Source organism: Pseudomonas sp. RIT623, assembly GCF_004519305.1.
In the GTDB taxonomy this organism is placed as follows: domain Bacteria; phylum Pseudomonadota; class Gammaproteobacteria; order Pseudomonadales; family Pseudomonadaceae; genus Aquipseudomonas.
The window spans coordinates 134,091-157,271 of sequence record NZ_SOZA01000007.1 but is presented as its reverse complement, the minus strand read 5'-3'; the positions used below and the strand labels follow the sequence as shown (position 1 = coordinate 157,271).

Annotated in this window: 21 protein-coding genes and 1 riboswitch; of the genes, 8 read left to right on the top strand and 13 right to left on the bottom strand. The window is 64.1% G+C overall.

All coding sequences use genetic code 11. The annotated features are described in order from the left end of the window. Positions 1 to 14 precede the first annotated feature (14 nt). The 4 genes from E3U47_RS07615 to E3U47_RS07600 form a co-directional block, all read right to left on the bottom strand. Entirely contained in the window at positions 15 to 614 is a 600-nt protein-coding gene (locus E3U47_RS07615; protein WP_134690421.1) for a hypothetical protein, read from the bottom strand. Positions 615 to 756: 142 nt separating this feature from the next. Further along, positions 757 to 1,476: a 16S rRNA (uracil(1498)-N(3))-methyltransferase gene (locus E3U47_RS07610; RefSeq protein ID WP_134690419.1), complete on the bottom strand. Its 720-nt coding sequence runs from the start codon at positions 1,474 to 1,476 to the stop codon at positions 757 to 759. A 169-nt stretch (positions 1,477 to 1,645) separates the two neighbouring features. Beyond that, positions 1,646 to 3,052, bottom strand: a complete 1,407-nt coding sequence (locus E3U47_RS07605) for an adenosylmethionine--8-amino-7-oxononanoate transaminase (protein ID WP_134690417.1) — start codon at positions 3,050 to 3,052, stop codon at positions 1,646 to 1,648. 83 nt (positions 3,053 to 3,135) lie between these two features. Continuing rightward, a complete protein-coding gene (locus E3U47_RS07600) occupies positions 3,136 to 3,444 on the bottom strand; it encodes a hypothetical protein (RefSeq protein ID WP_134690415.1) in 309 nt (102 codons plus the stop codon). A gap of 300 nt (positions 3,445 to 3,744) precedes the next feature. Here E3U47_RS07600 and E3U47_RS07595 point away from each other — a divergent pair, with 300 nt between their 5' ends. The 3 genes from E3U47_RS07595 (at position 3,745) to E3U47_RS07585 (ending at position 6,959) form a co-directional block, all read left to right on the top strand. Beyond that, on the top strand, positions 3,745 to 5,562 hold the full coding sequence (locus E3U47_RS07595) for a flavin monoamine oxidase family protein (RefSeq protein ID WP_134690413.1): 1,818 nt from the start codon (positions 3,745 to 3,747) through the stop codon (positions 5,560 to 5,562). A gap of 232 nt (positions 5,563 to 5,794) precedes the next feature. Beyond that, positions 5,795 to 6,346 carry a cytochrome b gene (locus tag E3U47_RS07590; RefSeq protein WP_134690411.1) on the top strand — a complete coding sequence of 184 codons (552 nt, stop codon included), beginning with the start codon at positions 5,795 to 5,797 and terminating at the stop codon, positions 6,344 to 6,346. 34 nt (positions 6,347 to 6,380) lie between these two features. Next, positions 6,381 to 6,959, top strand: coding sequence for a YceI family protein (locus E3U47_RS07585; RefSeq protein ID WP_134690409.1), 579 nt, complete (start codon positions 6,381 to 6,383; stop codon positions 6,957 to 6,959). Positions 6,960 to 7,115: 156 nt separating this feature from the next. On the opposite strand, the gene E3U47_RS07575 is transcribed toward E3U47_RS07585, so the two are convergent. The 4 genes from E3U47_RS07575 to ahcY all read right to left on the bottom strand — a co-directional run bounded on the left by E3U47_RS07575 (position 7,116) and on the right by ahcY (position 12,530). Further along, entirely contained in the window at positions 7,116 to 8,999 is a 1,884-nt protein-coding gene (locus tag E3U47_RS07575; protein WP_177414210.1) for a DEAD/DEAH box helicase, read from the bottom strand. Positions 9,000 to 9,221: 222 nt separating this feature from the next. After that, positions 9,222 to 10,004, bottom strand: a complete 783-nt coding sequence (locus E3U47_RS07570) for an ABC transporter substrate-binding protein (protein ID WP_134690406.1) — start codon at positions 10,002 to 10,004, stop codon at positions 9,222 to 9,224. A gap of 104 nt (positions 10,005 to 10,108) precedes the next feature. After that, positions 10,109 to 10,954: a methylenetetrahydrofolate reductase [NAD(P)H] gene (gene metF / locus E3U47_RS07565; protein WP_134690404.1), complete on the bottom strand. Its 846-nt coding sequence runs from the start codon at positions 10,952 to 10,954 to the stop codon at positions 10,109 to 10,111. Positions 10,955 to 11,120: 166 nt separating this feature from the next. Beyond that, positions 11,121 to 12,530 carry an adenosylhomocysteinase gene (gene ahcY, locus E3U47_RS07560; RefSeq protein ID WP_134690402.1) on the bottom strand — a complete coding sequence of 470 codons (1,410 nt, stop codon included), beginning with the start codon at positions 12,528 to 12,530 and terminating at the stop codon, positions 11,121 to 11,123. Between the two features lie 21 nt (positions 12,531 to 12,551). Beyond that, positions 12,552 to 12,647, bottom strand: a riboswitch (S-adenosyl-L-homocysteine riboswitch). 178 nt (positions 12,648 to 12,825) lie between these two features. Between ahcY and E3U47_RS07555 the strand changes: the two genes are divergently transcribed. Next, positions 12,826 to 13,227: an acyl-CoA thioesterase gene (locus E3U47_RS07555; RefSeq protein ID WP_003257757.1), complete on the top strand. Its 402-nt coding sequence runs from the start codon at positions 12,826 to 12,828 to the stop codon at positions 13,225 to 13,227. Positions 13,228 to 13,343: 116 nt separating this feature from the next. Here E3U47_RS07555 and E3U47_RS07550 read toward each other — a convergent pair whose 3' ends face one another. Next, complete coding sequence (locus tag E3U47_RS07550; RefSeq protein ID WP_134690400.1) at positions 13,344 to 14,579, bottom strand: sodium:proton antiporter; 1,236 nt, start codon at positions 14,577 to 14,579, stop codon at positions 13,344 to 13,346. A 217-nt stretch (positions 14,580 to 14,796) separates the two neighbouring features. Between E3U47_RS07550 and E3U47_RS07545 the strand changes: the two genes are divergently transcribed. Both E3U47_RS07545 and E3U47_RS07540 read left to right on the top strand, forming a co-directional pair. Beyond that, positions 14,797 to 15,630, top strand: coding sequence for an EamA family transporter (locus E3U47_RS07545; RefSeq protein WP_134690398.1), 834 nt, complete (start codon positions 14,797 to 14,799; stop codon positions 15,628 to 15,630). Positions 15,631 to 15,661: 31 nt separating this feature from the next. After that, entirely contained in the window at positions 15,662 to 16,048 is a 387-nt protein-coding gene (locus E3U47_RS07540) for an MAPEG family protein (RefSeq protein ID WP_046853941.1), read from the top strand. Between the two features lie 125 nt (positions 16,049 to 16,173). Here E3U47_RS07540 and E3U47_RS07530 read toward each other — a convergent pair whose 3' ends face one another. After that, positions 16,174 to 17,325: a murein transglycosylase A gene (locus E3U47_RS07530; RefSeq protein ID WP_134690396.1), complete on the bottom strand. Its 1,152-nt coding sequence runs from the start codon at positions 17,323 to 17,325 to the stop codon at positions 16,174 to 16,176. Between the two features lie 119 nt (positions 17,326 to 17,444). On the opposite strand from E3U47_RS07530, the gene E3U47_RS07525 reads away from it, so the two are divergent. After that, positions 17,445 to 17,891, top strand: a complete 447-nt coding sequence (locus E3U47_RS07525; RefSeq protein ID WP_134690394.1) for a cytochrome c — start codon at positions 17,445 to 17,447, stop codon at positions 17,889 to 17,891. 188 nt (positions 17,892 to 18,079) lie between these two features. On the opposite strand, the gene E3U47_RS07520 is transcribed toward E3U47_RS07525, so the two are convergent. The 3 genes from E3U47_RS07520 to E3U47_RS07510 form a co-directional block, all read right to left on the bottom strand. Further along, complete coding sequence (locus E3U47_RS07520; RefSeq protein ID WP_134690393.1) at positions 18,080 to 18,472, bottom strand: DUF1090 domain-containing protein; 393 nt, start codon at positions 18,470 to 18,472, stop codon at positions 18,080 to 18,082. A 200-nt stretch (positions 18,473 to 18,672) separates the two neighbouring features. Beyond that, positions 18,673 to 19,863: a methionine adenosyltransferase gene (gene metK, locus E3U47_RS07515; protein WP_134690391.1), complete on the bottom strand. Its 1,191-nt coding sequence runs from the start codon at positions 19,861 to 19,863 to the stop codon at positions 18,673 to 18,675. A 12-nt stretch (positions 19,864 to 19,875) separates the two neighbouring features. Further along, positions 19,876 to 20,874: a metalloregulator ArsR/SmtB family transcription factor gene (locus E3U47_RS07510; protein ID WP_134690389.1), complete on the bottom strand. Its 999-nt coding sequence runs from the start codon at positions 20,872 to 20,874 to the stop codon at positions 19,876 to 19,878. 251 nt (positions 20,875 to 21,125) lie between these two features. Between E3U47_RS07510 and tkt the strand changes: the two genes are divergently transcribed. Then, positions 21,126 to 23,123, top strand: a complete 1,998-nt coding sequence (gene tkt / locus E3U47_RS07505; RefSeq protein ID WP_134690387.1) for a transketolase — start codon at positions 21,126 to 21,128, stop codon at positions 23,121 to 23,123. The last annotated feature ends 58 nt before the right edge of the window (positions 23,124 to 23,181 follow it).

Here is a 23,181-nt window from a genome sequence, read left to right as displayed (position 1 = left end):
TCCTCAGGGCCAGGTCAGTTGTAATTCCCCATCACGCAGCTGTTCGGGTGGCTCTGGCACAAGCGCTGGGTGGTTCTGAGGTGGTCATGGAAGCGTTCGGCGTGCTCGCTCCACCAGTGCTCATTGAACCGCCGCAGGGTCTGGACGATGTGACCGCCTTGCGCAGGCGCTTCGGGGGTGGGGTCTGTCTTGATCAGGGGCCAGAGGGCGTTGAACTCGGCGATCAGTGCTTGGCGTGTGCTGTCGATAGTGGCCGGGTCGGCAGCCGGGTGCTCGCGGTTGAAGTCCGCCAGCGCCAGGCCGACGTACTGCTCCAGCACCGGCGGTGGCCTGAGCGCCTGGGCACCTGCGAGCAGCGTCGCGTGCAGCCCTGGCGTCAGCGCGTCGATGTAGCAGAAGCCAAAGTGCATCCTGGGTTTACCGTCATGTCCGCGCTGCTTCATCGCGGCCTTGCACAACGCGAGTTTTTGCTCGTGGGGCTGCACTGCAGGGCAGGGCGCGTCCGCTTTGCAGGGGGCCGGCCCGGGCTGCAGTGCCAGCGTGTTGCGCTCGAAAAATAGCAGGCCGGTCAGCACGCAAACGGCCAGGAACCCAAGCAAGGTCAACATTCTCATCGCCGCCACTTCCGGAAGTTTCCACAATCGGGAACCTTATGAGAGCGGCCTGCCGGGCGCTACTGGCAAAACTGCCAGTGGCTGTTTGGCATGAGTTTTTCGGAAAAGTCCGAGCTAAACCCTGGCATAGGCGGGTGGCGGGTCAGAAATCTCCCCAAAGCTGCTGTGCCACCGACAGCGCCACCACCGGGGCTGTCTCGGTGCGCAGCACGCGGGGGCCAAGGCGCGCGGCATGGTAACCAGCGGCCTTGGCCTGCTCGACCTCGGCGTCGCTCAGGCCGCCTTCGGGGCCGATCAGGAACGCCAGGTTGGTCGGTTGCTCGTGGCTGGTAAGCGGCGCCGCCACCGGATGCAAGACCAGCTTGAGGTCGGCCTCGGTGCTTTTCAGCCATTCGGCCAGGGTCACCGGCGGCTGGATTACCGGCAAGGTCGAGCGGCCACATTGCTCACAGGCGCTGATCGCCACCTGGCGCCAGTGGGCCAGACGCTTGTCGGCGCGTTCGTCCTTCAGGCGCACCTCGCAGCGTTCGCTGACGATCGGGGTGATCAGGTTGGCGCCCAGTTCGGTGGCTTTCTGGATCGCCCAGTCCATGCGCTCGCCCCGGGACAGGCCCTGGCCGAGGTGGATATGCAGCGGCGACTCGGCAAGGCCTGGCAAGGCCTGGTCGAGTTGCACGCGCACGCTTTTCTTGCCCACCTCCAGCAACTGGCCGAGGAACTCCTGGCCACTGCCGTCGAACAATTGCACGGCGTCGCCGGCGGCCATGCGCAGCACGCGGCCGATGTAGTGGGCCTGGGCTTCGGGGAGGTCGTGCTCGCCGAGGCTCAAGGGGGCGTCGATGAAAAAGCGGGAAAGTCTCATGGGGCTACTCGGAATCTGATGAAGGCATCGTTCCTGTAGAGCGGCCTTGTGCCGCGAAAGGGCTGCGCAGCAGCCCCAGGTTTTCAGCTTCGCGGCAGAAACTGCCGGGGCTGCGGCCCTTTCGCGACACAAGGCCGCTCCTACAGGAGGCGGCGTAAAGGCATGGGGTTTAGCCTGGGTCGCGGAAGTCGGGGTAGAAGTTGGCCGGCACCGCCACGCTGAGGCTATCGCGGGTGGCGATGTCGATGCCTTCGCTGGCCACCTCGGCGAGGAAGTCGATCTGCTCGGGGGTGATCACGTATGGCGGCAGGAAATACACCACGCTGCCCAGCGGGCGCAACAGCGCGCCGCGGCTCAGGGCGTGCTCGAAGACCTTCAGGCCGCGGCGCTCCTGCCACGGGTAGGCGGCTTTGCTGGTTTTGTCCTGGACCATCTCGATGGCCAGGGCCATGCCGGTCTGGCGGATCTCGGCGACATGGGCGTGGTCGGCCAGGTGCGCGGTGGCGCTGGCCATGCGCGCGGCCAGGGCCTGGTTGGCCTCGATCACGTTGTCTTGGGCGAAGATATCCAGGGTCGCCAGCGCCGCGGCGCAGGCCAGCGGGTTACCGGTGTAGCTGTGCGAGTGGAGGAAGGCGCGCAGGGTCGGGTAGTCGTCGTAGAAGGCCTGGTACACCTTGTCGGTGGTCAGGCAGGCCGCCAGCGGCAGGTATCCGCCGGTCAGGGCCTTGGACAGGCACAGGAAGTCCGGACGGATGCCGGCTTGTTCGCAGGCGAACATCGTGCCGGTACGGCCGAAGCCCACGGCGATTTCGTCATGGATCAGGTGCACGTCGTAGCGGTCGCAGGCCTCGCGCAGCAGCTTGAGGTACACCGGATGGTACATGCGCATGCCGCCGGCACCCTGGATCAGCGGCTCGACGATAACCGCCGAGATCGTCTCGTGGTGTTCGGCCAGGGTGTGTTCCATCGCGGCGAACAGGTTGCGCGAATGTTCTTCCCAGCCCATGCCTTCAGGGCGGTGGTAGCAGTCGGGGCTGGGTACCTTGATGGTGTCCAGCAGCAGGGCCTTGTAGGTCTCGGTGAACAACGGCACATCACCCACCGACATCGCGGCGATGGTTTCGCCGTGGTAGCTGTTGGTCAGGGTGACGAAGCGTTTCTTCTGCGGCTTTCCAGTGTTCTGCCAGTAGTGGAAGCTCATCTTCAGCGCCACTTCGATGCACGACGAGCCGTTGTCGGCGTAGAACACCCGGTCCAGCCCGGCCGGCGTCATCGCCACCAGGCGCTCGGACAGTTCGATCGCCGGCTGGTGGCTGAAACCGGCGAGGATCACATGTTCGAGCTGGTCGACCTGGTCCTTGATGCGCTGGTTGATCCGCGGGTTGGCGTGGCCGAACACGTTGACCCACCAGGAGCTGACGGCGTCCAGGTAGCGTTTGCCTTCGAAGTCCTCGAGCCAGACCCCTTCACCGCGTTTGATCGGGATCAGCGGCAGTTGTTCGTGGTCTTTCATCTGGGTGCAGGGGTGCCACAGGACCTTGAGGTCGCGTTGCATCCACTGATCGTTGAGGCCCATGGGCTTTGCTCCTGGCGTTACGGCGAGTTTGACCGCGTAAGCCTAAGCAAAGCCGGAGGGCAGGACAACCGCTGGATAACCGCTCAATGCAGACGCAGCGGTGACCATTGCAGGGAGCGCAGGTGCACGGTCGATTGCGGGCCGGTAGAGAGGGTCAGGCTGCACAGGGGGCTGGATTGTTCGTGCAGGTGGTGGCCGAACTGGGTGGGGCTGGGGACAAAGACATTGTCACCGTCAAAAAAAGTCAGCCAGTAGGCATGCACGACTTGCGCGCCAAAACGACAAATTTTCGTATCCAGCGATAGATCGTGCACGGGGCGGCGGAAGTCGATGGTGACGTCGCATTCACCGGTAAGTGTGAGCTGAACGGCGCGCTCACCCTGTGCTGTCATGTAGTGCGACCATAGCACATCCCCCTGGGTCGAGATTTTCCAACCCGTCGAGCGGTTCCAGTCATGTCTTGATGATAAGGCGTGCGCGGTTTGGCTCACGGTGATGAGTCCGATACTGATGGGGCCCTGCCCAGATTGCTAGCCAAGCGGCGAGTGGGCAACTGACAAAATTACCAGTTGCCAAAAGCACTTGATGTCACTGCGCTGGCAGGGTCTGCGAGGGTGACGTATTCTTAACGCATCTCTCCCGGGGCGTTCTTCCCCGATCTTTCTGTCGTTCTACAACCGGAGTTCGCCATCATGGCTGCTGCTTGGGTGCGCCTGTGCGCGTTGGTATTGATTGGTGTGTCCAGCGGTGCCGCGCTGGCCAAGGACAAGACGGCAATCGTCGTCGGTGGTGGCCTGGCGGGCCTGACGGCGGCCTATGAGCTGCAGAACAAGGGCTGGCAGGTGACCCTGCTGGAGGCCAAGTCAGGCATGGGTGGGCGTTCGGGCCTGGCCACCAGCGAATGGATAGGCAACGACAAGACCCAGCCGGTGCTCAACCGCTATTTGCAGCAGTTCAAGGTTGCGACTTTGCCGGCGCCGGAGTTCGTGCGGACCCCCGGCTACCTGATCGACGGCGAGTACTTCAGCGCCGCTGACCTGGCCGCCAAGCAGCCAGCCACCGCCGAGGCGCTCAAGCGTTACGAGAAGACCCTCGACGACCTGGCCCGCTCGATCGACGACCCGCTCAACCCGGCGGCCAACAGCACCTTGTTCGCTCTCGACCAGATGAACGTCTCCACCTGGCTCGACAAGCTGCAATTGCCCGCCACCGCTCGTCAGCTGGTCAACCAGCAGATCCGTACCCGCTATGACGAGCCATCGCGCCTGTCGCTGCTGTATTTCGCCCAGCAGAACCGCGTCTACCGCAATGTCAGCGACCGTGACCTGCGCGCCGCGCGCCTGCCTGGCGGCAGCCCTGTATTGGCCCAGGCCTTCGTCAAGCAGTTGAAGACCATCAAGACCAGCTCGCCGGTCACTTCCATTGTCCAGGACAAGGATGGCGTGACCGTCAAGGTCGGCGCGGTGGGCTACCAGGCCGATTACCTGGTCATGGCCGTGCCCCTGCGCGCGCTGGCCAAGATCCAGATGACCCCAGGCCTGGACAACCAGCACCTGGCGGCGCTCAAAGGCACCAACTACGGCTGGCGCGACCAGCTGATGCTCAAGTTCAAGAACCCGGTCTGGGAAAGCCGCGCGCGGATGTCCGGTGAAATTTTCAGCAACACTGGCCTGGGCATGCTGTGGATCGAGCCTGCGCTCAAGGGCGGGGCTAACGTGGTGATCAACCTGTCCGGCGATAACGCTCGCCTGTTGCAGGCGTTCGGTGACAAGCAGATGGTCGACCAGGTGCTGATCCGCCTGCATGCCTTCTACCCGCAGGCCCGGGGCGCCTTCACCGGCTACGAGGTGCGTCGCTACAGCACCGACGCCGGCATGGGCGGCGCCTACCTGGCCTTCGGCCCAGGGCAGATCAGCAAGTACTGGCGCCTGTGGGAGCGTCCGGTGCAGCGCATCGCTTTTGCCGGCGAGCACACCGATGCGCTGTATCCCGGTACTCTCGAAGGCGCCCTGCGCAGTGGCCAGCGCGCCGCCGGGCAGGTCCAGGAGCTGGCCGCGGGCAAGTCGTTCGATCCGGTCAAGGCCGCACCGGTAGCGGCGGCGGCTGTCGGTGCCGCAGCGGCGAAAGACCAGGGTGGGTTCTTCTCCAAGCTGTTTGGAGGCTCTGCCAAGAAGGCCCCGGCCCAGGCCGAGGCGGCCAAGGATGACAAACCAGGCTTCTTCTCGCGCCTGTTCGGGGCGAGCGACAAGCCCGAGGCCAAGGCCGCGCCGATCGCCAAGGCCGAAGAGGTCGCGCCGGCACCTGCTGCGGCGCCTGCGCCCGTGGCCCCGGCACCGGTGGTCCAGCAGCAACCGGTCAAGGTCGCGCCGGCCAAGCCTGCCGCCGCGCATAAACCGGCGGCCAAGCCTGTGCATAAACCTGCGGCCAAGCCAGTACCGGCGAAAAAGGCCACTGCCAAGGGTGAGCCTGCCAAGAAAGCTGTGGTCAATACCCAGGCCAAGGCCAACTGATCGATAGCTGCCAGCTCGCCAAGCCCGCTCCCACCTCTCGAGGTGGGAGCGGGCTTGGCCGCGATCGGGTCCTGGCATCTCCCCTTTGAACGTCTATCGTTAATGTTTCCTTAATAGGAAGCTTGCAGACTTAATATCGGATTTCTCGATCATCCGAAGCAATTTTTTCCGCTTTTATTCGATAAGTTACGCGCTAGTCTTGTGCACAGCTTTCACGGGGAAATACGCCAACATGCAACTGCGCAATTCATCTTCTCGCTATGGCCTGGTCAGCATCATCCTGCACTGGGGCGTGGCGCTGGCGGTCTTCGGCCTGTTCGGCCTGGGGCTGTGGATGGTCGGCCTGGACTATTACAGCCCATGGCGCAAGTCCGGCCCTGATCTGCACAAGAGCATTGGCCTGGTGTTGTTGGCGATGATGCTGCTGCGCGTGCTCTGGCGTTTCGTCAGCCCGCCGCCACCGGCGCCGGTCAACCACGGCAAGGCCACGCGCCTGGCCGCCAAGCTGGGGCACCTGGCGCTGTATTTGGGGTTGTTCGCGGTCATGGCCGCGGGCTACCTGATCTCCACCGCCGACGGTGTGGGTATACCTGTATTCGGCTTGTTCGAAGTGCCTGCGCTGGTCAGTGACCTACCTGACCAGGCCGATACCGCTGGCGTTATCCACTTGTGGCTGGCCTGGGGCCTGGTGATTTTCGCCGTGCTGCACGCCTTGGCCGCCATCAAGCACCATTTCATCGACCGTGACGCGACCCTCACCCGCATGCTGGGCCGCAAAGCTTGAATCTCAACCTCAATTGCAAAGGAAGGAAGTAAGGATGTTGAAAAAGACTTTTGCCGCTCTGGCGCTCGGTACCGCTCTGATCTCCGCTGGCCAGGCCATGGCTGCCGAGTACAAGATCGACAAGGAAGGTCAGCACGCGTTCGTTGACTGGAAGATCAGCCACCTGGGCTACAGCTTCATCCATGGCACCTTCAAGGACTTCGACGGCAACTTCACCTGGGACAGCGCCAAGCCTGAAGCCAGTAAGATCAGCGTCGACCTGAAGACTGCCAGCCTGTGGTCCAATCACGCCGAGCGTGACAAGCACATCGCCAGCAAAGACTTCCTCGATGTGAAGAAGTACCCGGATGCCAAGTTCGTCTCCACCAGTGTCAAGTCGACCGGTGACAAGACCGCCGACGTGACCGGCGACCTGACCCTGCACGGTGTGACCAAGCCGGTCACCTTCAAGGCCGTGTTCAATGGCGAGGGCAAGGATCCGTGGGGTGGCGAGCGCGCCGGCTTCAACGCCAAGACCACGCTGAACCTGAACGACTTCGGGATCAAAGGCCCAGGCCCGACTTCGCAAACCCTGGATCTGGATATCAGTGTCGAAGGCGTGAAGCAGAAGTAATCCGCGTTAGTTGAACGACCGAGGGGCCGCTACGCGGCCCTTTCGCGACACAAGGCCGCTCCTACAAGTTCAGCGCAGCCCTTTGGCGGAGCGCAGTACCTGTAGGAGCGGCCTTGTGTCGCGAAAGGGCTGCATAACAGCCCCTCGGTGTTTCAATCAGCCTTTGCGCGTCAGCAGGGCCGGGCGCTCGCCGCGTGGGCGAGCTGGCAGGTCGTCCAGTTGCTCGGGCGTCGGGTAGCGGTCGAGCTTGGATTCCTTGCGGATGATCACCGGCGCGCTCTGCGACTCGCGCGGGTTGCGCACTGCCGGTTCCTGGCGGGCCGAGTCGTCACGGCGGTTGCGACCGGCATTGTTGTCACGACGGGCGCCGCCATTGCCGCCGCCGTTGCGCGGACGCTTGTCGCCACCCTGGCCTTGACGCTGCTGGCCAGTGCCACGGGCTTGCCCCTGGCCTTGGCCACCACCACTGCGCTGCCCCTGGCCTTGAGCCTGGCCACCGCCACCTGGACGGCGATTGCGGCCCTGGTTCTTGGCGTTCTGGTAGGGGCTGACGTAGTCGGCGCGGTTACCAAAGTTGTCGACGTCGTCGTCGAGGAATTCTTCCGGGTCACGGTCGGCAGGTACCGTTGGCATGGCCTTCTGGCCTTGGGCAGACTGCTGCTGGCGGGGTTTCTTGTCCCGCGGCTTGCGTTGCTGGCCTTGCTGCTTGTCGCCGGACTTTTCCTTCTCGGCAGGCTTCTCGGCCGCAGGCTTGTTACGGCCCTTGTCCTTGCCCTTGTCCTTGCGACCACCGCTGTCCTTGCTGCCTTCGCCGCGCGGCTGCTGGTTGCGGCCACCGCGACCGTTGTTTTGCGGGCGCTCGCGTACTTCCGGCTTTTCCGCTTCGACCTGCGAAGCGTCGAAGCCCATCAGGTCGCCGTCCGGGATCCGCTGCTTGGTGACGCGCTCGATGCTCTTGAGCAGCTTCTCTTCATCCGGGGCGACCATCGAGATGGCCTCGCCCGAACGACCGGCGCGGCCGGTACGGCCAATACGGTGAACGTAGTCTTCCTCGACGTTGGGCAGTTCGAAGTTGACCACGTGGGGCAACTGGTCGATGTCCAGGCCGCGGGCAGCGATATCAGTGGCCACCAGCACGCGCACGGTGTTGGCCTTGAAGTCGGCCAGGGCCTTGGTGCGGGCGTTCTGGCTCTTGTTGCCGTGGATCGCGGCGGCGCTCAGGCCGTGCTTTTCCAGGTACTCGGCCAGGCGGTTGGCGCCGTGCTTGGTACGAGTGAACACCAGCACCTGTTCCCAGGCACCCAGGGTGATCAAGTGCGCCAGCAGCGCGCGCTTGTGGCTGGCCGGCAGGCGGTAGACACGCTGCTCGATGCGCTCGACGGTGGTGTTCGGCGGCGTGACCTCGATGCGCTCGGGGTTGTGCAGCAGCTTGTCGGCGAGGTCGGTGATGTCCTTGGAGAAGGTCGCCGAGAACAACAGGTTCTGGCGCTTGGCCGGCAGGCGAGCCAGCACTTTCTTGACATCGTGGATGAAGCCCATGTCGAGCATGCGGTCGGCTTCGTCCAGCACCAGGATCTCGACGCGAGACAAGTCGACGCTGCCCTGGCCGGCCAGGTCGAGCAGGCGGCCCGGGCAGGCGACCAGTACGTCGACGCCTTTGGCCATGGCCTGGACCTGTGGGTTCATGCCGACGCCGCCGAAGATGCAGGCGCTGATGAAATTCAGGTCGCGGGCGTAGATCTTGAAGCTGTCATGCACCTGGGCGGCCAGCTCGCGGGTCGGCGTCAGCACCAGCACGCGCGGCTGGCGCGGGCCGTGGCGTTGCGACTTGTCGGGGTGGCCACCCGGGAACAGGCGCTCGAGGATCGGCAGGGCGAAGCCGCCGGTTTTACCAGTACCCGTCTGGGCGGCGACCATCAGGTCGCGACCTTGCAACACGGCGGGAATCGCCCGCTGTTGCACCGGGGTTGGCTGGGTGTAGCCCGCAGCCTCGATAGCGCGGACAAGAGCCTCGGAGAGACCGAGGGAAGCAAAGGACATGGGCAATCCTGTTCTCGTGGGGGCTGGGCCCGATGGGGTGTTCTGCCTGGCGCGACGGGCATCGGTGGGATGCGATCGCGTCCGGTCCAGCTGGGCGTTCACTACGCATCCTGGAGGCGGCGGGCGGGCACCAGGGGTGCGCTGCTGCGGGTCGAGATGCCGATGGCGAGGCCGAGCGTCCGGGCGTAAGCCGGGCGGGAAGGCTCGAGTATAACAGAGCAATCAGCGTGTGCCGCTTTCCTGCTGCTCAACGGCGAAAGGAAAATCCTGCTGGCCGAGGTAGCGGGTGCTGATCGCGGCATAGGCCGGTTCCTGCTTGAAGCGTCGCAGTTCCTCGGCGAAGGCCTGGGCCAGGGCCTCGCGCCCAGGCTTGCGGGCCAGCCCCAGGTACTGTGGGTGGCGGCTGATTACCAGCGGCAGCGCTTCGACGGCGTGCTCGATGCCCAGTTGCCGACTCAGGTAGTGGCCGAGACGGCGATCGGTCACCAGCAGGTCGATGCGCCCGCGCATCAGCTTGCCAAAGTTGGCTTCATGGCTGGGGGCCGATTCGCGACGGAACAGCGGCGAGTCGCTGAAGGCGGGGTTGTAGGCGTAGCCCGGCGAGGTGCCCACGGTCAGCCCGGCCAGGTCTTCCAGGCGCTGTACCGGGTGTGGTCGGCTGCGAGCCTGGTACAGGACGAATTCGACCTGCGACATTGGTTCGTTCGGGTAGACCAGATAGTCGCGGCGCGATTCGACCTGGAAGATATCCATCACGCCGTCCGCCAGGCCTTGCTCGACCATGGCCAGACAGCGCCGCCAAGGCAGGAACTGCCACTGCACCTCGATGCCCAGGCGTCGGAACACCTCGTTGGTCACTTCGTAGTCGATGCCCTGGGGCTGGTTGTTGGCTTGGAACAGGTAGGGCGCCCAGTCGTCGCTGACAATGCGCAAGCGTTCCGCCTGTGCCAGCGGGCTCAGGCAGGCGAGCAGCAACAGCAGGAGGGAGGGGATCAGCAGGCGCATAGCGCGAGATTACGCTGGCAGCCCAGGCAAGACCAGTGGGCTTTTGTCGCTGGGTGTTGGCATGGGCAAGGCGCTGGCCGGGGCCAATGCCTTGCCCGCGACCATCAGCGGGGCAGCTTCAGGTTGTTCCAGATCGCCAGGCTCGGCTCGGCCTGGTTCAAGGTATAGAAGTGCAGGCCTGGAGCGCCGCCTTGCAGCAGCTGTTCGCACATGCGGCTGATCACTTCCTCGCCGAAGGCCTGGATGCTGGCGGTGTCGTCGGCATAGGCTTCCAGCTGCTTGCGGATCCAGCGTGGGATCTCGGCGCCGCAGGCGTCGGAGAAGCGCGCCAGCTTGCTGTAGTTGGTGATTGGCATGATGCCCGGCACCACCGGGATGTCCACGCCCAGCTTGCCTGCGCGCTCGACGAAGTAGAAGTAGCTGTCGGCGTTGAAGAAGTACTGGGTGATGGCGCTGTCGGCGCCGGCCTTGACCTTGTGCACGAAGTTGGCCAGGTCCGCCTCGAAGTTGCGTGCTTGCGGGTGCATCTCCGGATAGGCGGCGACTTCCAGGTGGAAATGGTCGCCGGTTTCCTGGCGGATGAACTCGACCAGGTCGCTGGCGTAGCGTAGCTCGCCGCTGGCCATGCCCATGCCCGAAGGCAGGTCGCCGCGCAGGGCGACGATGCGCTTGATGCCGGCGGCCTGGTACTCGGCCAGCAGGGCGCGCAGGTCGTCCTTGCTGTCGCCCACGCAGGACAGGTGCGGGGCGGCCGGAACCTTCACTTCGTTCTCCAGCTGCAGCACGGTGTTCAGCGTGCGGTCGCGGGTCGAACCACCGGCGCCATAGGTGCAGGAGAAGAAATCCGGGTTGTAGCTGGCCAGCTGGCGGGCGACGCCCATCAGCTTTTCGTGGCCGGCGTCGGTCTTGGTCGGGAAGAATTCGAAACTGTAGCGGCGTTCTTGGGACATCACTCGTTCCTCAAGCAGCAAGCTTCAAGCGGCAAGCTGCAAGTAAAAGCCAGATCGGTGATGGCCGATCTGGCTTGGGCGCATTACAAGAGCTTCCAAGGCTGAGTCGCAAGCAGCAACGACACGGTCTGCCGTATCTTGCCGCTTGCAGCTTCAAACTTGCCGCTTAGTAGCGGTAGGCGTCCGGCTTGAACGGACCTTCGACGGTCACACCGATGTACTCGGCCTGCTGCGGGGTCAGCTGGGTGACCACGCCACCGAAGCCGCGGACCATTTCCAGGGCCACTTCTTCGTCGAGTTTCTTCGGCAGCACTTCCACGGTCAGGCGTTCGGCCTTCTTCGCGGCTGGCAGTTCGGCGAACTTCTGCTCGAACAGGAAGATCTGTGCCAGCACCTGGTTGGCGAACGAACCGTCCATGATGCGGCTTGGGTGGCCGGTGGCGTTGCCCAGGTTGACCAGGCGGCCCTCGGCCAGCAGGATCAGGTAGTCGTCGTTCTGCGGGTCGAACACGCCAGCGCCGGTGCGGTGGATCTTGTGCACCTGCGGCTTGACCTCTTCCCATGCCCAGTTCTTGCGCATGAAGGCAGTGTCGATCTCGTTGTCGAAGTGGCCGATGTTGCAGACCACGGCGCGCTTTTTCAGGGCCTTGAGCATGTTGGCATCGCAGACGTTGACGTTACCGGTGGTGGTGACGATCAGGTCGATGCGGCCCAGCAGGTCGGCGTTGATGCCGGCTTCGGTACCGGTGTTGATGCCGTCCTTGAACGGCGAGACCACTTCGAAGCCATCCATGCATGCTTGCATGGCGCAGATCGGGTCGACTTCGGTGACCTTGACGATCATGCCTTCCTGGCGCAGCGACTGGGCCGAGCCCTTGCCCACGTCACCGTAGCCGATCACCAGGGCCTGCTTGCCCGACAGCAGGTGGTCGGTGCCGCGCTTGATGGCGTCGTTCAGGCTGTGACGGCAGCCGTACTTGTTGTCGTTCTTGCTCTTGGTGACCGAATCGTTGACGTTGATCGCCGGGACTTTCAGCTCGCCCTTGGCCAGCATGTCGAGCAGGCGGTGCACGCCGGTGGTGGTCTCTTCGGTCACGCCGTGGATCTTGTCCAGCATGGCCGGGTATTTCTTGTGCAGGATTTCGGTCAGGTCGCCGCCGTCGTCCAGCACCATGTTGGCATCCCATGGCTGGCCATCTTTCAGGATGGTCTGCTCGATGCACCACTCGTACTCCTGCTCGGTCTCGCCTTTCCAGGCGAACACCGGGATACCGGCGGCGGCGATGGCGGCAGCGGCCTGGTCCTGGGTCGAGAAGATGTTGCAGGACGACCAGCGTACTTCAGCGCCCAGGGCGATCAGGGTCTCGATCAGCACGGCAGTTTGGATGGTCATGTGGATGCAGCCGATGATCTTCGCGCCCTTGAGCGGTTGTTCGGCTTGGTACTTGCGGCGCAGGCCCATCAGTGCCGGCATTTCCGATTCGGCGATGATGACTTCCTTGCGGCCCCAGTCGGCCAGGGAGATGTCGGCGACCTTGAAGTCGGAAAAACCAGCAGGCGTGTTTACAGCGCTCATCGAGAGCCTCCATTCGTAGTGTGCGAATGGGCGCCGTTGTGCGTTGAGCGTCCGCTTGGCGGACAACGCCCCAACCGAGCCTGACAGGACGAACCTGCTGCAGCGCCCCTCGGTCGGGTGGCGGGATGGCCGCCCCAGCGGGGGCCATTTGAATCGGCGGAGATTATAGCCGTGGGCAGATGACACACCCAAGACTTTCTGTCGATTTATCGAGACGATAGTCGATGTTCAATGGAGCGTGACCAGGTGGTCTGCCATCATGGCTGCACGTTAGCCAAGCCGGTCAGGAGTAAAGATGAACTTTCACACCCGCAAATGGGTAAAACCCGAAGACCTCAACCCCAACGGCACCTTGTTCGGTGGCAGCCTGCTGCGCTGGATCGACGAAGAGGCGGCGATCTACGCCATCGTCCAGCTGGGCAACCAGCGGGTGGTGACCAAGTACATCTCGGAGATCAACTTCGTCAGCGCCTCGCGTCAGGGTGACATCATCGAGCTGGGCATCACCGCCACCGAGTTCGGTCGCACCTCGATCACCCTCAAGTGCGAAGTGCGCAACAAGATCACCCGCAAGGCGATTCTCACGGTCGACAAGATGGTCTTCGTCAACCTCGGCGAGGACGGCCTGCCAGCGGCGCACGGGCGTACCGAGATCAAGTACATCCAGGACCAGTTCCCGGACTCTGCGGTGGAATGACGATCCCGGGGCTGCTGTGCAGCCCTTTCGCGACACAAGGCCGCTCCTACAGAGCACGCGATCCACTGTAGGAGCGGCCTTGTGTCGCGAAAGGGCCGCGCAGCGGCCCCAGAGTCTCAAGGTTGTGTGCTGACCTTGCGCACCACCTTGCCGACCGTCAGACCCTGCACCAGGATCGACGACAGCACCACGATATAGGTGATCGACAGCAGCAGGTCACGCTCCTCGCCTTGTGGCAGCGACAGCGCCAGGGCCACCGATACGCCACCGCGCAGGCCGCCCCAGGTCAGCACGCGGATGGTGCCCTGCGGTACTTTGCGCCAGCGGCGCAGCAGGACGATCGCCGGGGCCACGGTCAGCAGACGCGAGGCCAGCACTGCCACCGCCAGCACGCCACCGGCCGCCAAGTGCAGCCAGTTGAACGGCAGCAGCAGCAACTCCAGGCCAATCAGGGCGAACAGCAGGGCGTTGAGCATGTCGTCGATCAACTCCCAGAAACCGTCCATGTAGCGGCGGGTCATATCGTTCATCGCCAGGTTGCGCCCCAGGTTGCCGATGATCAGGCCGGCAACCACCATGGCGATTGGCGCCGAGACATGCAACTCGTAGCACATGGCCGAGCCGCCGATCACCAGCGCCAGGGTCAGCATCACTTCCACCTGGTACTGCTCGACGCTCTTGATCATGCGATAAGTGGCGTAGCCGATCAGGCCGCCGAAGGCAATACCGCCAAGGGCCTCGCGGGCGAACAGGATGGCGGTGTCGGCGACGCTTGGCGTTTCGCCCAGCTGGATGATGCCCAGCAGCACGGTGAACACCACCACCGCGGTGCCGTCGTTGAACAGCGACTCACCGACGATGGTGGTCTTCAGCGGCTTGGAGGCATTGGCGGTACGCAGCGCCCCGAGCACGGCGATCGGGTCGGTCGGCGAGATCAGCGCGCCGAACAGCAGGCAATAGATCAGCGGCACCTGCCAGCCGAACAGGGCGAACACCCAGTGCGCCAGGTAGCCGATCACCACGGTGGCGATCAGCACGCCGAGGGTGGCCAGCAGGCCGATGGGCCAGCGGTAGCTGCGCAGATCGCTGAGGTTGACGTGCAAGGCGCCGGCGAACAGCAGGAAGGAGAGCATCCAGTGCATCAGCAGGTCGTTGAAGTCGATCTGGTTCATCAGGCCTTCGACGCGTTCTTCCAGGCCAGGGAAGCCGATCAGGCTCAAACCCTGCAGGATGAGGGAGAACAGCAAGGCGGTGACCATCACGCCGATGGCCGGCGGCAGGCCGATGAAGCGGTAGTTCACATAAGTGAGGAGGGTGGTGAGGCAGATAAACGCGGCAACTAATTCAAGCATCCCGAATCCTGTGACAGTGGCTTCCAAGTCGTTACCCGAGTGGCTCGGGCAGTTCTTTGATGATCTGGCGCGGCGTTCGGGACACACCTTATGACCGGATTTCTCCAATTGGTTCCTGTCAGGCAATGGCGTGGGAGCGGGCTTGCCCCGCGATGGGCCATAACATGCCAGGCGCTATATAGTGGTCCCCACCAAACGACAACAAGGATTCCAAGGCGTGCTGGCAACTTCCCTCGTACTGGTCGCAGCCCTGCTCCATGCCACCTGGAATACCTTGATCAAGTTCAGCGCCGAGCGGCTGCTGGTGATCGCCAGCATGGACGTGGTGGCGCTGAGTTTCGCCATGCTGGCGGTAGCCTTCGTAGATTTCCCGCCCGCCGAGATCTGGCCCTGGCTGTTGGCCTCGGCGCTGGCCGAGCAGCTGTACCGCTTTCTGCTGATCCAGGCCTATCGGGTTGGCGACCTGGGCCTGGTCTATCCGTTGATGCGCGGCCTGTCGCCGCTGGTGGTGCTGGGGCTGACCCTGGCCTTCGCCGGCGAGTCGCTGAGCCAGCAACAGATCATCGGCATCCTGCTGATCCCCTGTGGCATGGCGTGCTTGCTTTGGCAGGGCGGCGGCGGCGACCGCCTGCCCTGGTCGATGCTGCCGGTGGTGGCGCTGATTGGCCTGTGCATCGGCTGCTACACCTGGTTCGACGGCCAGGCCGTACGCCTGTGGGGCAAACCGTGGGATTACCTGGTGTGGCTGAGCCTGCTCAGCTCCTGGCCGTTCCCGCTGCTGGCCGTGGTGGCCCGACGTGGGCCGTTCATGCTGTTCTGGCGAACCCAATGGAAGCTGGGCCTGGCGGTCGGATTCTGCGTATTGTTCAGCTACGCTCTGGTGCTCTGGGCCATGCACCTGGGCTCGGTGGCTGAAGCTGCAGCGTTGCGCGAGTTGAGCGTGATCCTCGTGGTGCTGTTGGGCATGCGCTACCTCAAAGAACCTTTTGGCGGGCCAAGACTCCTAGCTTGCGGGCTGGTGCTGGCCGGCATGCTGGTGATGAAGCTCTGAAGCGAATCTCTATGAACAAGGAGTCCTGTAGATGACCGTAGCCCTGTGGTGCATTCTCGTCGCGCTGGTCCTGCCGCCGCTGTGCGCACTGATCGCCAAACTCAGCAGCGGGTATTTCGGCCTGCGTGCCAATCACGACCCGCGTGCGTTCCTGGACAAGCTCGAAGGGCTGCCCCGGCGGGCCCATGCCGCTCAGTTGAACGGCTACGAGGCGTTTCCCGCGTTTGCCGCGGCAGTGCTGGTGGCCGATATCGTCGGCAATGCCGAACAAGTGACCCAGGACGTGCTGGGCGTGATGTACATCACCAGCCGGCTGCTCTACATCATCTGCTACCTGGCGGATTGGGCGGTGCTGCGTTCGCTGGTGTGGTTCGTCGGGATGGCGCTGATCGTGTCGTTCTTTGTCGTGTCGATCTAGCCTCGCGCGGGGCTGATTCGCCCGTAGGAGCCGGCTTGCCGGCGAACACCGGCATAGCCGGTGTCATGCACCGAGGCACGTGGTTCGCCAGCAAGCTGGCTCCTACAGGGTGGGGTTCGGGGGCGTCATGGGGCCTTCGGCACCTCTGGCAACGGCTGGCCCTTGGGCCACAGCATCCAGATCTGTCCCTGCTGCTTCATGTTCCCTGCCAACTCGCCGGCCTCGGGCCCGGTGCCCCAGAACAGGTCCGCGCGCACCTCGCCGGTAATCGCGCCGCCGGTGTCCTGAGCGCCGACCGGGCGTACGACCGGCGAGCCGTCTGGCCGTGTGGTCGACAGCCACAACAGGCTACCCAGCGGAATCACCTTGCGGTCGATCGCCACGCTGTAGCCCGCAGTCAGCGGCACGTTCAGCGAGCCGCGCGGGCCTTCGTTGCTGTCCGGGCGGGTGCTGAAGAACACATAGCTGGGGTTGCTCGCCAGCAGCTCCGGTACCCGCTGCGGATTGGCCTGGGCCCAAGCGTGGATGCTGCCCATGGTCACTTGCTCCTTGGGCAACTGGCCCTGTTCCACCAGCCAGCGTCCGATCGGACGATAGGGGTGGCCGTTCTGGTCGGCATAGCCCAGGCGCAGTTGGCGGCCATTATCCAGTTGGACCCGCCCCGAACCCTGGATCTGCAGGAACTGCAAGTCCATCGGGTCCGTCAGCCAGGCCACCACCGGTGCCTTGGCGCCGTCACGGTTGATCACCTCGGCGGTGTCGTAGGGCTTGAGGACCCGGCCCTCGAGGCGCCCGCGCAAGCGCTTGCCCTTGAGCTCGGGATAGACACTGGCCAGGTCGACCACGATCATGTCCTCGGGCACGCCATACACCGGCACCTGCGCCGCCTCGGTGCGTGCCAGGCTGCCGGGGTAGACCGGTTCGTAATAGCCGGTGATCAGGCCGTTGGCGTTGTTGTCGGCAGCACGCAGGCCATACACCTGCAGGTTCTGCTCGAGGAAGGTACGCACCTGGGCGGCGCTCGCCATGGCGCTGCCCGCTGCTTCGCAGGTGGCGGCCCACACTGGGTCGCGCTTGAGTTTCTCGCAGCCGCTGCGCCAGGCGTAGAAGCCGGCCAGCAGGTCGTCGTCGCTGACCTGGGGCAGGTCCTTCCAGGTGGCCGGTACGTAGGTGGCGATGGCGTGAGGTTGCGGCTTGGCGCTTTCGCCACCGTTGCAGCCGGCCAGCAGCGCCAAGGCCGGCAGGGCCCAGGCGAGATGGCGCAATGCGGATTTCATCGGATCGGTCCTGTGTGGGGCGAAACATGAATATTCGCCCTTGTTTTCTGTGTGGCTATTGGTCTTTGCCCGGTGCGGGGCGATACTGGCCGCCCGTTTTCCTGGCCAAAGAGACCGTGATGTACAAGCGATTGACCGTGGTACTGCTCGCCGCCCTTGCCTTGAGCGCCTGTGATGGCGTCGACCCCAACTCGCCGCTGGGCCAGCGCAAGGCGATCTTCAAGCAGATGCTCAAGACCAGTGAAGACATGGGCGGCATGCTGCGCGGGCGGTTGCCCTTCGATGGCGTGAAGTTCGCCGAGGGCGCGGTGAAGCTGGATACCCTGGCCCATGAGCCGTGGCAGCACTTCCCGCAGGTGCGCGACGAGGGTGACAGCAGCGCACGGGCGGATGTCTGGGAGCGTCAGGCGCGGTTCCATGACCTGGCTCGGCAGCTCGAGGGCGTCACCGGCGAGCTGGTCGCGGTGACCCGCAGCCAGCCACTGGACGCCGCGCAGCTCAAAGCACCGATGGACAAGGTCGAGGCGGCGTGCAAGGCCTGTCATAGCGAGTTCCGCAATCATTGATGGCATGTTGTAGCGAACGCTCTCGACATCCAGGCGCTGCCGCAAATCCCTGTAGGAGCGGCCGTGTGTCGCGATGGGCCGCACAGCGGCCCCAGGATTTCAGCCTCGATGCGTCAATCGCCGGGGCCGCTGCGCGACCCGTTCGCGACACAAGGTCGCTCCTACACTGACCGCGTTTGGCGCGGGGCTCAGCGGTCGAGGTCGTCCACTGCTTCCTGCAATTCCTTGCGCGACTCGGCCAGCTTGTCCTTGCGCTTGTTGATCTTCTCGGAGTCGCCTTTCTTCTCGGCTTTTTTCAAGTCTTTCTCGCGCTGCGCCACTTCGTGACGGGCATCGAGCACCTTCTGCTCGCGTTCCTTGCGCAGGCTGGCATCGGTGCAGTTTTCGACCCCGCGCAGCGCTTCTTCAAGGCCTGCAACCTGGTCGGTATTGCGGTGGTCACGGGCGATCTTCAGTTGGTTTTCGATGGCGCTGCGTTTGGCGGCGCAACCAGTCAGGCCGGGATCGGGTTGGGCGGCCTGCGCGACGCCGGCGAGCAGGCCGACGGTTGCCAGCACGGCGAGAATGGAAGTGCGTTGCATGAAAGCCTCCTTGACGGGGCGGGCGGCAAAAAAGTAGGGGCAAATCCTGCCTTGGTTTTTCCGGTTTATAAACCCTGGGTAGCGGTTTCTTGCCCAGGATCAGTTATTTCGCGATGTTTCTTGGCCATTTGGTCTTTTGTGCCAGATGTTAAAAAGCCCCTGCTGATCGCTCGGCAGGGGCTTTCATTGCTGCTGAAGGCTTACAGGCCGGCGGCGTCGCGCAGGGCGTCGGCGCGGTCGGTGCGCTCCCAGGTGAAGGTGGTGAAGGTGTCGTCACCGACGGTCTTTTGCTGCGGAGTACGGCCGAAGTGACCGTAGGCAGCGGTTTCCTGGTACATCGGGTGCAGCAGGTCGAGCATGGTGGTGATGGCGTAAGGACGCAGGTCGAAGCACTCGCGCACCAGCTGGATGATCTTGTCGTCGGAAACCTTGCCGGTGCCGAAGGTGTTGATCGAGATGGAGGTCGGCTGGGCCACGCCGATGGCGTACGACACCTGGATCTCGCATCGCTCGGCCAGGCCGGCGGCGACGATGTTCTTGGCCACGTAGCGACCGGCGTAGGCAGCCGAGCGGTCGACCTTGGACGGGTCCTTGCCGGAGAACGCGCCGCCACCGTGGCGGGCCATGCCGCCGTAGGAGTCTACGATGATCTTGCGGCCGGTCAGGCCGCAGTCGCCCACCGGGCCACCGATGATGAAGTTGCCGGTCGGGTTGATGTGGTACTGGGTGCCCTTGTGCAGCAGTTCGGCCGGCAGGGTGTGCTTGACGATCAGCTCCATCACCGCTTCCTGCAGGTCTTTTTGCGAAACCTCAGGGTTATGCTGGGTAGACAGCACCACCGCATCGATGCCGACCACCTTGCCGTTTTCGTAACGGCAGGTGACCTGCGACTTGGCGTCCGGGCGCAGCCACGGCAGCAGGCCGGACTTGCGCGCCTCGGCCTGGCGCTCGACCAGGCGGTGCGAGAAGCAGATCGGCGCTGGCATCAATACTTCGGTTTCGTTGCTGGCGTAGCCGAACATCAGGCCCTGGTCGCCGGCACCCTGGTCCTCCGGCTTGGAGCGGTCGACGCCCTGGGCGATGTCCACCGACTGCTTGCCGATGATGTTCATCACGGCGCAGGTGGCGCCGTCGAAACCGACGTCGGAGCTGTTGTAGCCGATGTCGATGATCACCTTGCGCACCAGGTCTTCCAGGTCGACCCAGGCCGAGGTGGTGACTTCACCGGCGATGATGGCGACACCGGTCTTGACCAGGGTCTCGCAGGCCACGCGGGCGTATTTGTCCTGGGCGATGATCGCGTCCAGGACCGCGTCGGAGATCTGGTCGGCGATCTTGTCCGGATGCCCTTCGGACACGGACTCGGAAGTGAAAAGGGAGTATTCGCTCATCTCGAGGGGTTCCTAAAATTTACCGATGTGTGTGTCGCCAGTGGCCCGCTGGAAATGCCGGACCTGGATCTGGAAACCGTTACGCAAGCCCACGTAGAGGCTGTCCCCGGGGGTCAGCCCAGCAGCGTTGGCCCAACGGGCCAGGTCGTCCTGCTCGAAGCCCAGCCAGAGGTCGCCGCAGGCTTCGCGGGCCCACCCCTGGTCATGGCTGCACAGCTCGGTGACCAGCAGGCTGCCGCCTGCCTTCACCCGTTTGGCCAGCAGGCGCAAGGCCAGGGCCGGGTCGCTGAAATGGTGCAGGACCATGTTCAGCACAACGCAGTCGGCTTGCACATCCGTTGCACCCAGTGCATCGGCCAACTGCAGGTTTACGTTATTCAGGGCGTGGCGCACGCAGACCTGGCGGGCCAGCTCGAGCATGGTCGGGCTGTTGTCCATGGCCGTGACCTGCGCGAAACGCTGCGCCAGGTCAGGCAGGAAACCGCCGTCGCCAGGGCCGACCTCCAGGGCACTGGCGCCAGCCTCGAAGCTCAGCTTGTCGAGCAGTGCCAGCAGGCTTTCGCGGTACTGCGGCAGGCCGGCGATCAGGTCTTGCTGGGCGCGGAACTTCTCTTCGACCTTGAGGAAGAAGTCTTGGCTGGTGGCGGCGCGGCGCTGCTGCACCTGGGCAATACGTGCCTGCACCTCATGGCTCAGGCCGAGGCCATCGACCTCCTCGAGCAGCGCCGAGTGCAGGCGGCCGCCCAGGCGCTGGCTGTCGGGCAGGGCGCGGCGGTAGAAGATCGCGTTGCCCTCGCGGCGGGTGGCCACCAGCTCGGCCTGGGCCAGCACCTTGAGGTGATGACTCATGCCTGACTGGCCGATGCCGAAGATCTGCGCCAGCTCCAGTACGCCGAACGAATCGTTGGCCAGCGCGCGCAGCACGTTCAGGCGCAGCGGATCGCCGCCGGCCTTGCACAGGGCGGCCAGCTCTTCGCTGCGGTGAGGGGTAATGGGCGCGTGCAGGTTCATGGGGCGGGAGTCTAGACAGGCAACGGTAGCCTAGCAAGGCCAATATCAAAAAGTTTTGATATTGCCGATAAGCTGCAAGTGGCAAGCACCAAGCTGCAAGAGAAAGAGCGTATCGGGTGTCCGTCTAGCGTGGCTTGCAGCGTGAAGCTTGCCGCTTGGCGCTTAAAAGTTTGCCCCCGGCCCCCCCAGTGGGCGAAAATGGCCACCTTTTTTCGCTTCACCACCTAATTCAAGCCTCAGGAGACTCAGCGATGCCCAGCCGTCGTGAACGTGCCAACGCCATTCGTGCCCTCAGCATGGATGCCGTGCAAAAGGCCAACAGCGGCCACCCAGGTGCCCCCATGGGCATGGCGGATATCGCCGAAGTGCTGTGGCGCGACTACCTGAAACACAACCCGAGCAACCCAAGCTTCGCCGACCGTGACCGCTTCGTGCTGTCCAACGGTCACGGCTCGATGCTGATCTACTCGTTGCTGCACCTGACCGGCTACGATGTCACCATCGATGACCTCAAGGCCTTCCGCCAACTGCACAGCCGCACCCCGGGCCACCCGGAGTTCGGCTACACCCCGGGCGTCGAGACCACCACCGGCCCGCTCGGTCAGGGCATCGCCAACGCCGTGGGCTTCGCCCTGGCGGAAAAAGTACTGGCCGCGCAGTTCAACCGTGAAGGCCACAATATCGTCGACCACAACACCTACGTGTTCCTCGGCGATGGCTGCATGATGGAAGGCATTTCCCACGAAGTCGCCTCGCTGGCCGGCACCCTGGGCCTGAACAAACTGATCGCCTTCTACGACGACAACGGCATCTCCATTGACGGCGAAGTGCACGGCTGGTTCACCGACAACACCCCGGCGCGCTTCGAAGCCTACAACTGGCAGGTGATCCGCAACGTCAACGGTCACGATGCCGACGAGATCAAGATGGCCATCGACACCGCTCGCAAGAGCGACCGTCCGACCCTGATCTGCTGCAAGACCATCATCGGCTTCGGCTCGCCGAACAAGCAGGGCAAGGAAGATTGCCACGGCGCACCGCTGGGCAACGACGAAATCGCCCTGGCCCGCAAGGAACTGAACTGGAACCACGGTCCGTTCGAGATCCCGGCCGACATCTATGCCGAGTGGGACGCCAAAGCCGCTGGCGCCAAGGCCGAAGCTGCCTGGAACGAGCGCTTCGACGCCTACGCCAAGGCTTACCCGGAACTGGCTGCCGAGTTCAAGCGCCGTGATGCAGGTGACCTGCCGGCCGACTTCTCCGAGAAGGCCCAGGCCTACATCAACGAAGTCGCCGCCAAGGGCGAAACCATCGCCAGCCGCAAGGCCAGCCAGAACACCCTGAACGCCTTCGGCCCGCTGCTGCCGGAGTTCCTCGGTGGTTCGGCGGACCTGGCCGGTTCCAACCTGACCTTGTGGAAAGGTTGCAAGGGTGTCGAGGCCAATGACGCCAGCGGCAACTACGTGTTCTACGGCGTGCGCGAATTCGGCATGACCGCGATCATGAACGGCGTCGCCCTGCACGGCGGCCTGGTGCCTTATGGCGCGACCTTCCTGATGTTCATGGAATACGCCCGCAACGCCGTGCGCATGTCGGCACTGATGAAGCAGCGCGTGATCCACGTCTACACCCACGACTCCATTGGCCTGGGCGAAGACGGCCCGACCCACCAGCCGATCGAGCAACTGACCAGCCTGCGCAGCACGCCGAACCTGGACACCTGGCGCCCAGCCGACGCGGTGGAATCCGCCGTGTGCTGGAAGCACGCCTTGGAGCGCAAGGACGGCCCGTCGGCGCTGATCTTCTCGCGCCAGAACCTGCAGCACCAGACCCGCGACGCCCAGCAGATCGCCGACATCGCCCGTGGCGGTTACGTCCTCAAGGACTGCGCCGGCGAGCCTGAGCTGATCCTGATCGCCACCGGTTCCGAAGTGGGCCTGGCCGTCCAGGCGTTCGACAAACTGAGCGCCGAGGGCCGCAAGGTCCGCGTCGTGTCGATGCCGAGCACCAGCGTGTTCGACGCACAGGACGCTGCCTACAAACAGTCGGTCCTGCCACTGGAAGTCGGTGCGCGTATCGCCATCGAGGCTGCCCATGCCGACTTCTGGTACAAGTACGTCGGCCTCGAAGGTCGCGTCATCGGCATGACCACCTACGGCGAGTCGGCCCCGGCCTCCGCGCTGTTCGAGGAGTTCGGTTTCACCCTGGACAACATCCTGGGCACCGCCGAAGAGCTGCTGGAAGACTGATTCAGACTGTGCGAGGCGAGGGCGTTGCCCTCGTTTCGCGACGCAAGGCCGCTCCTAC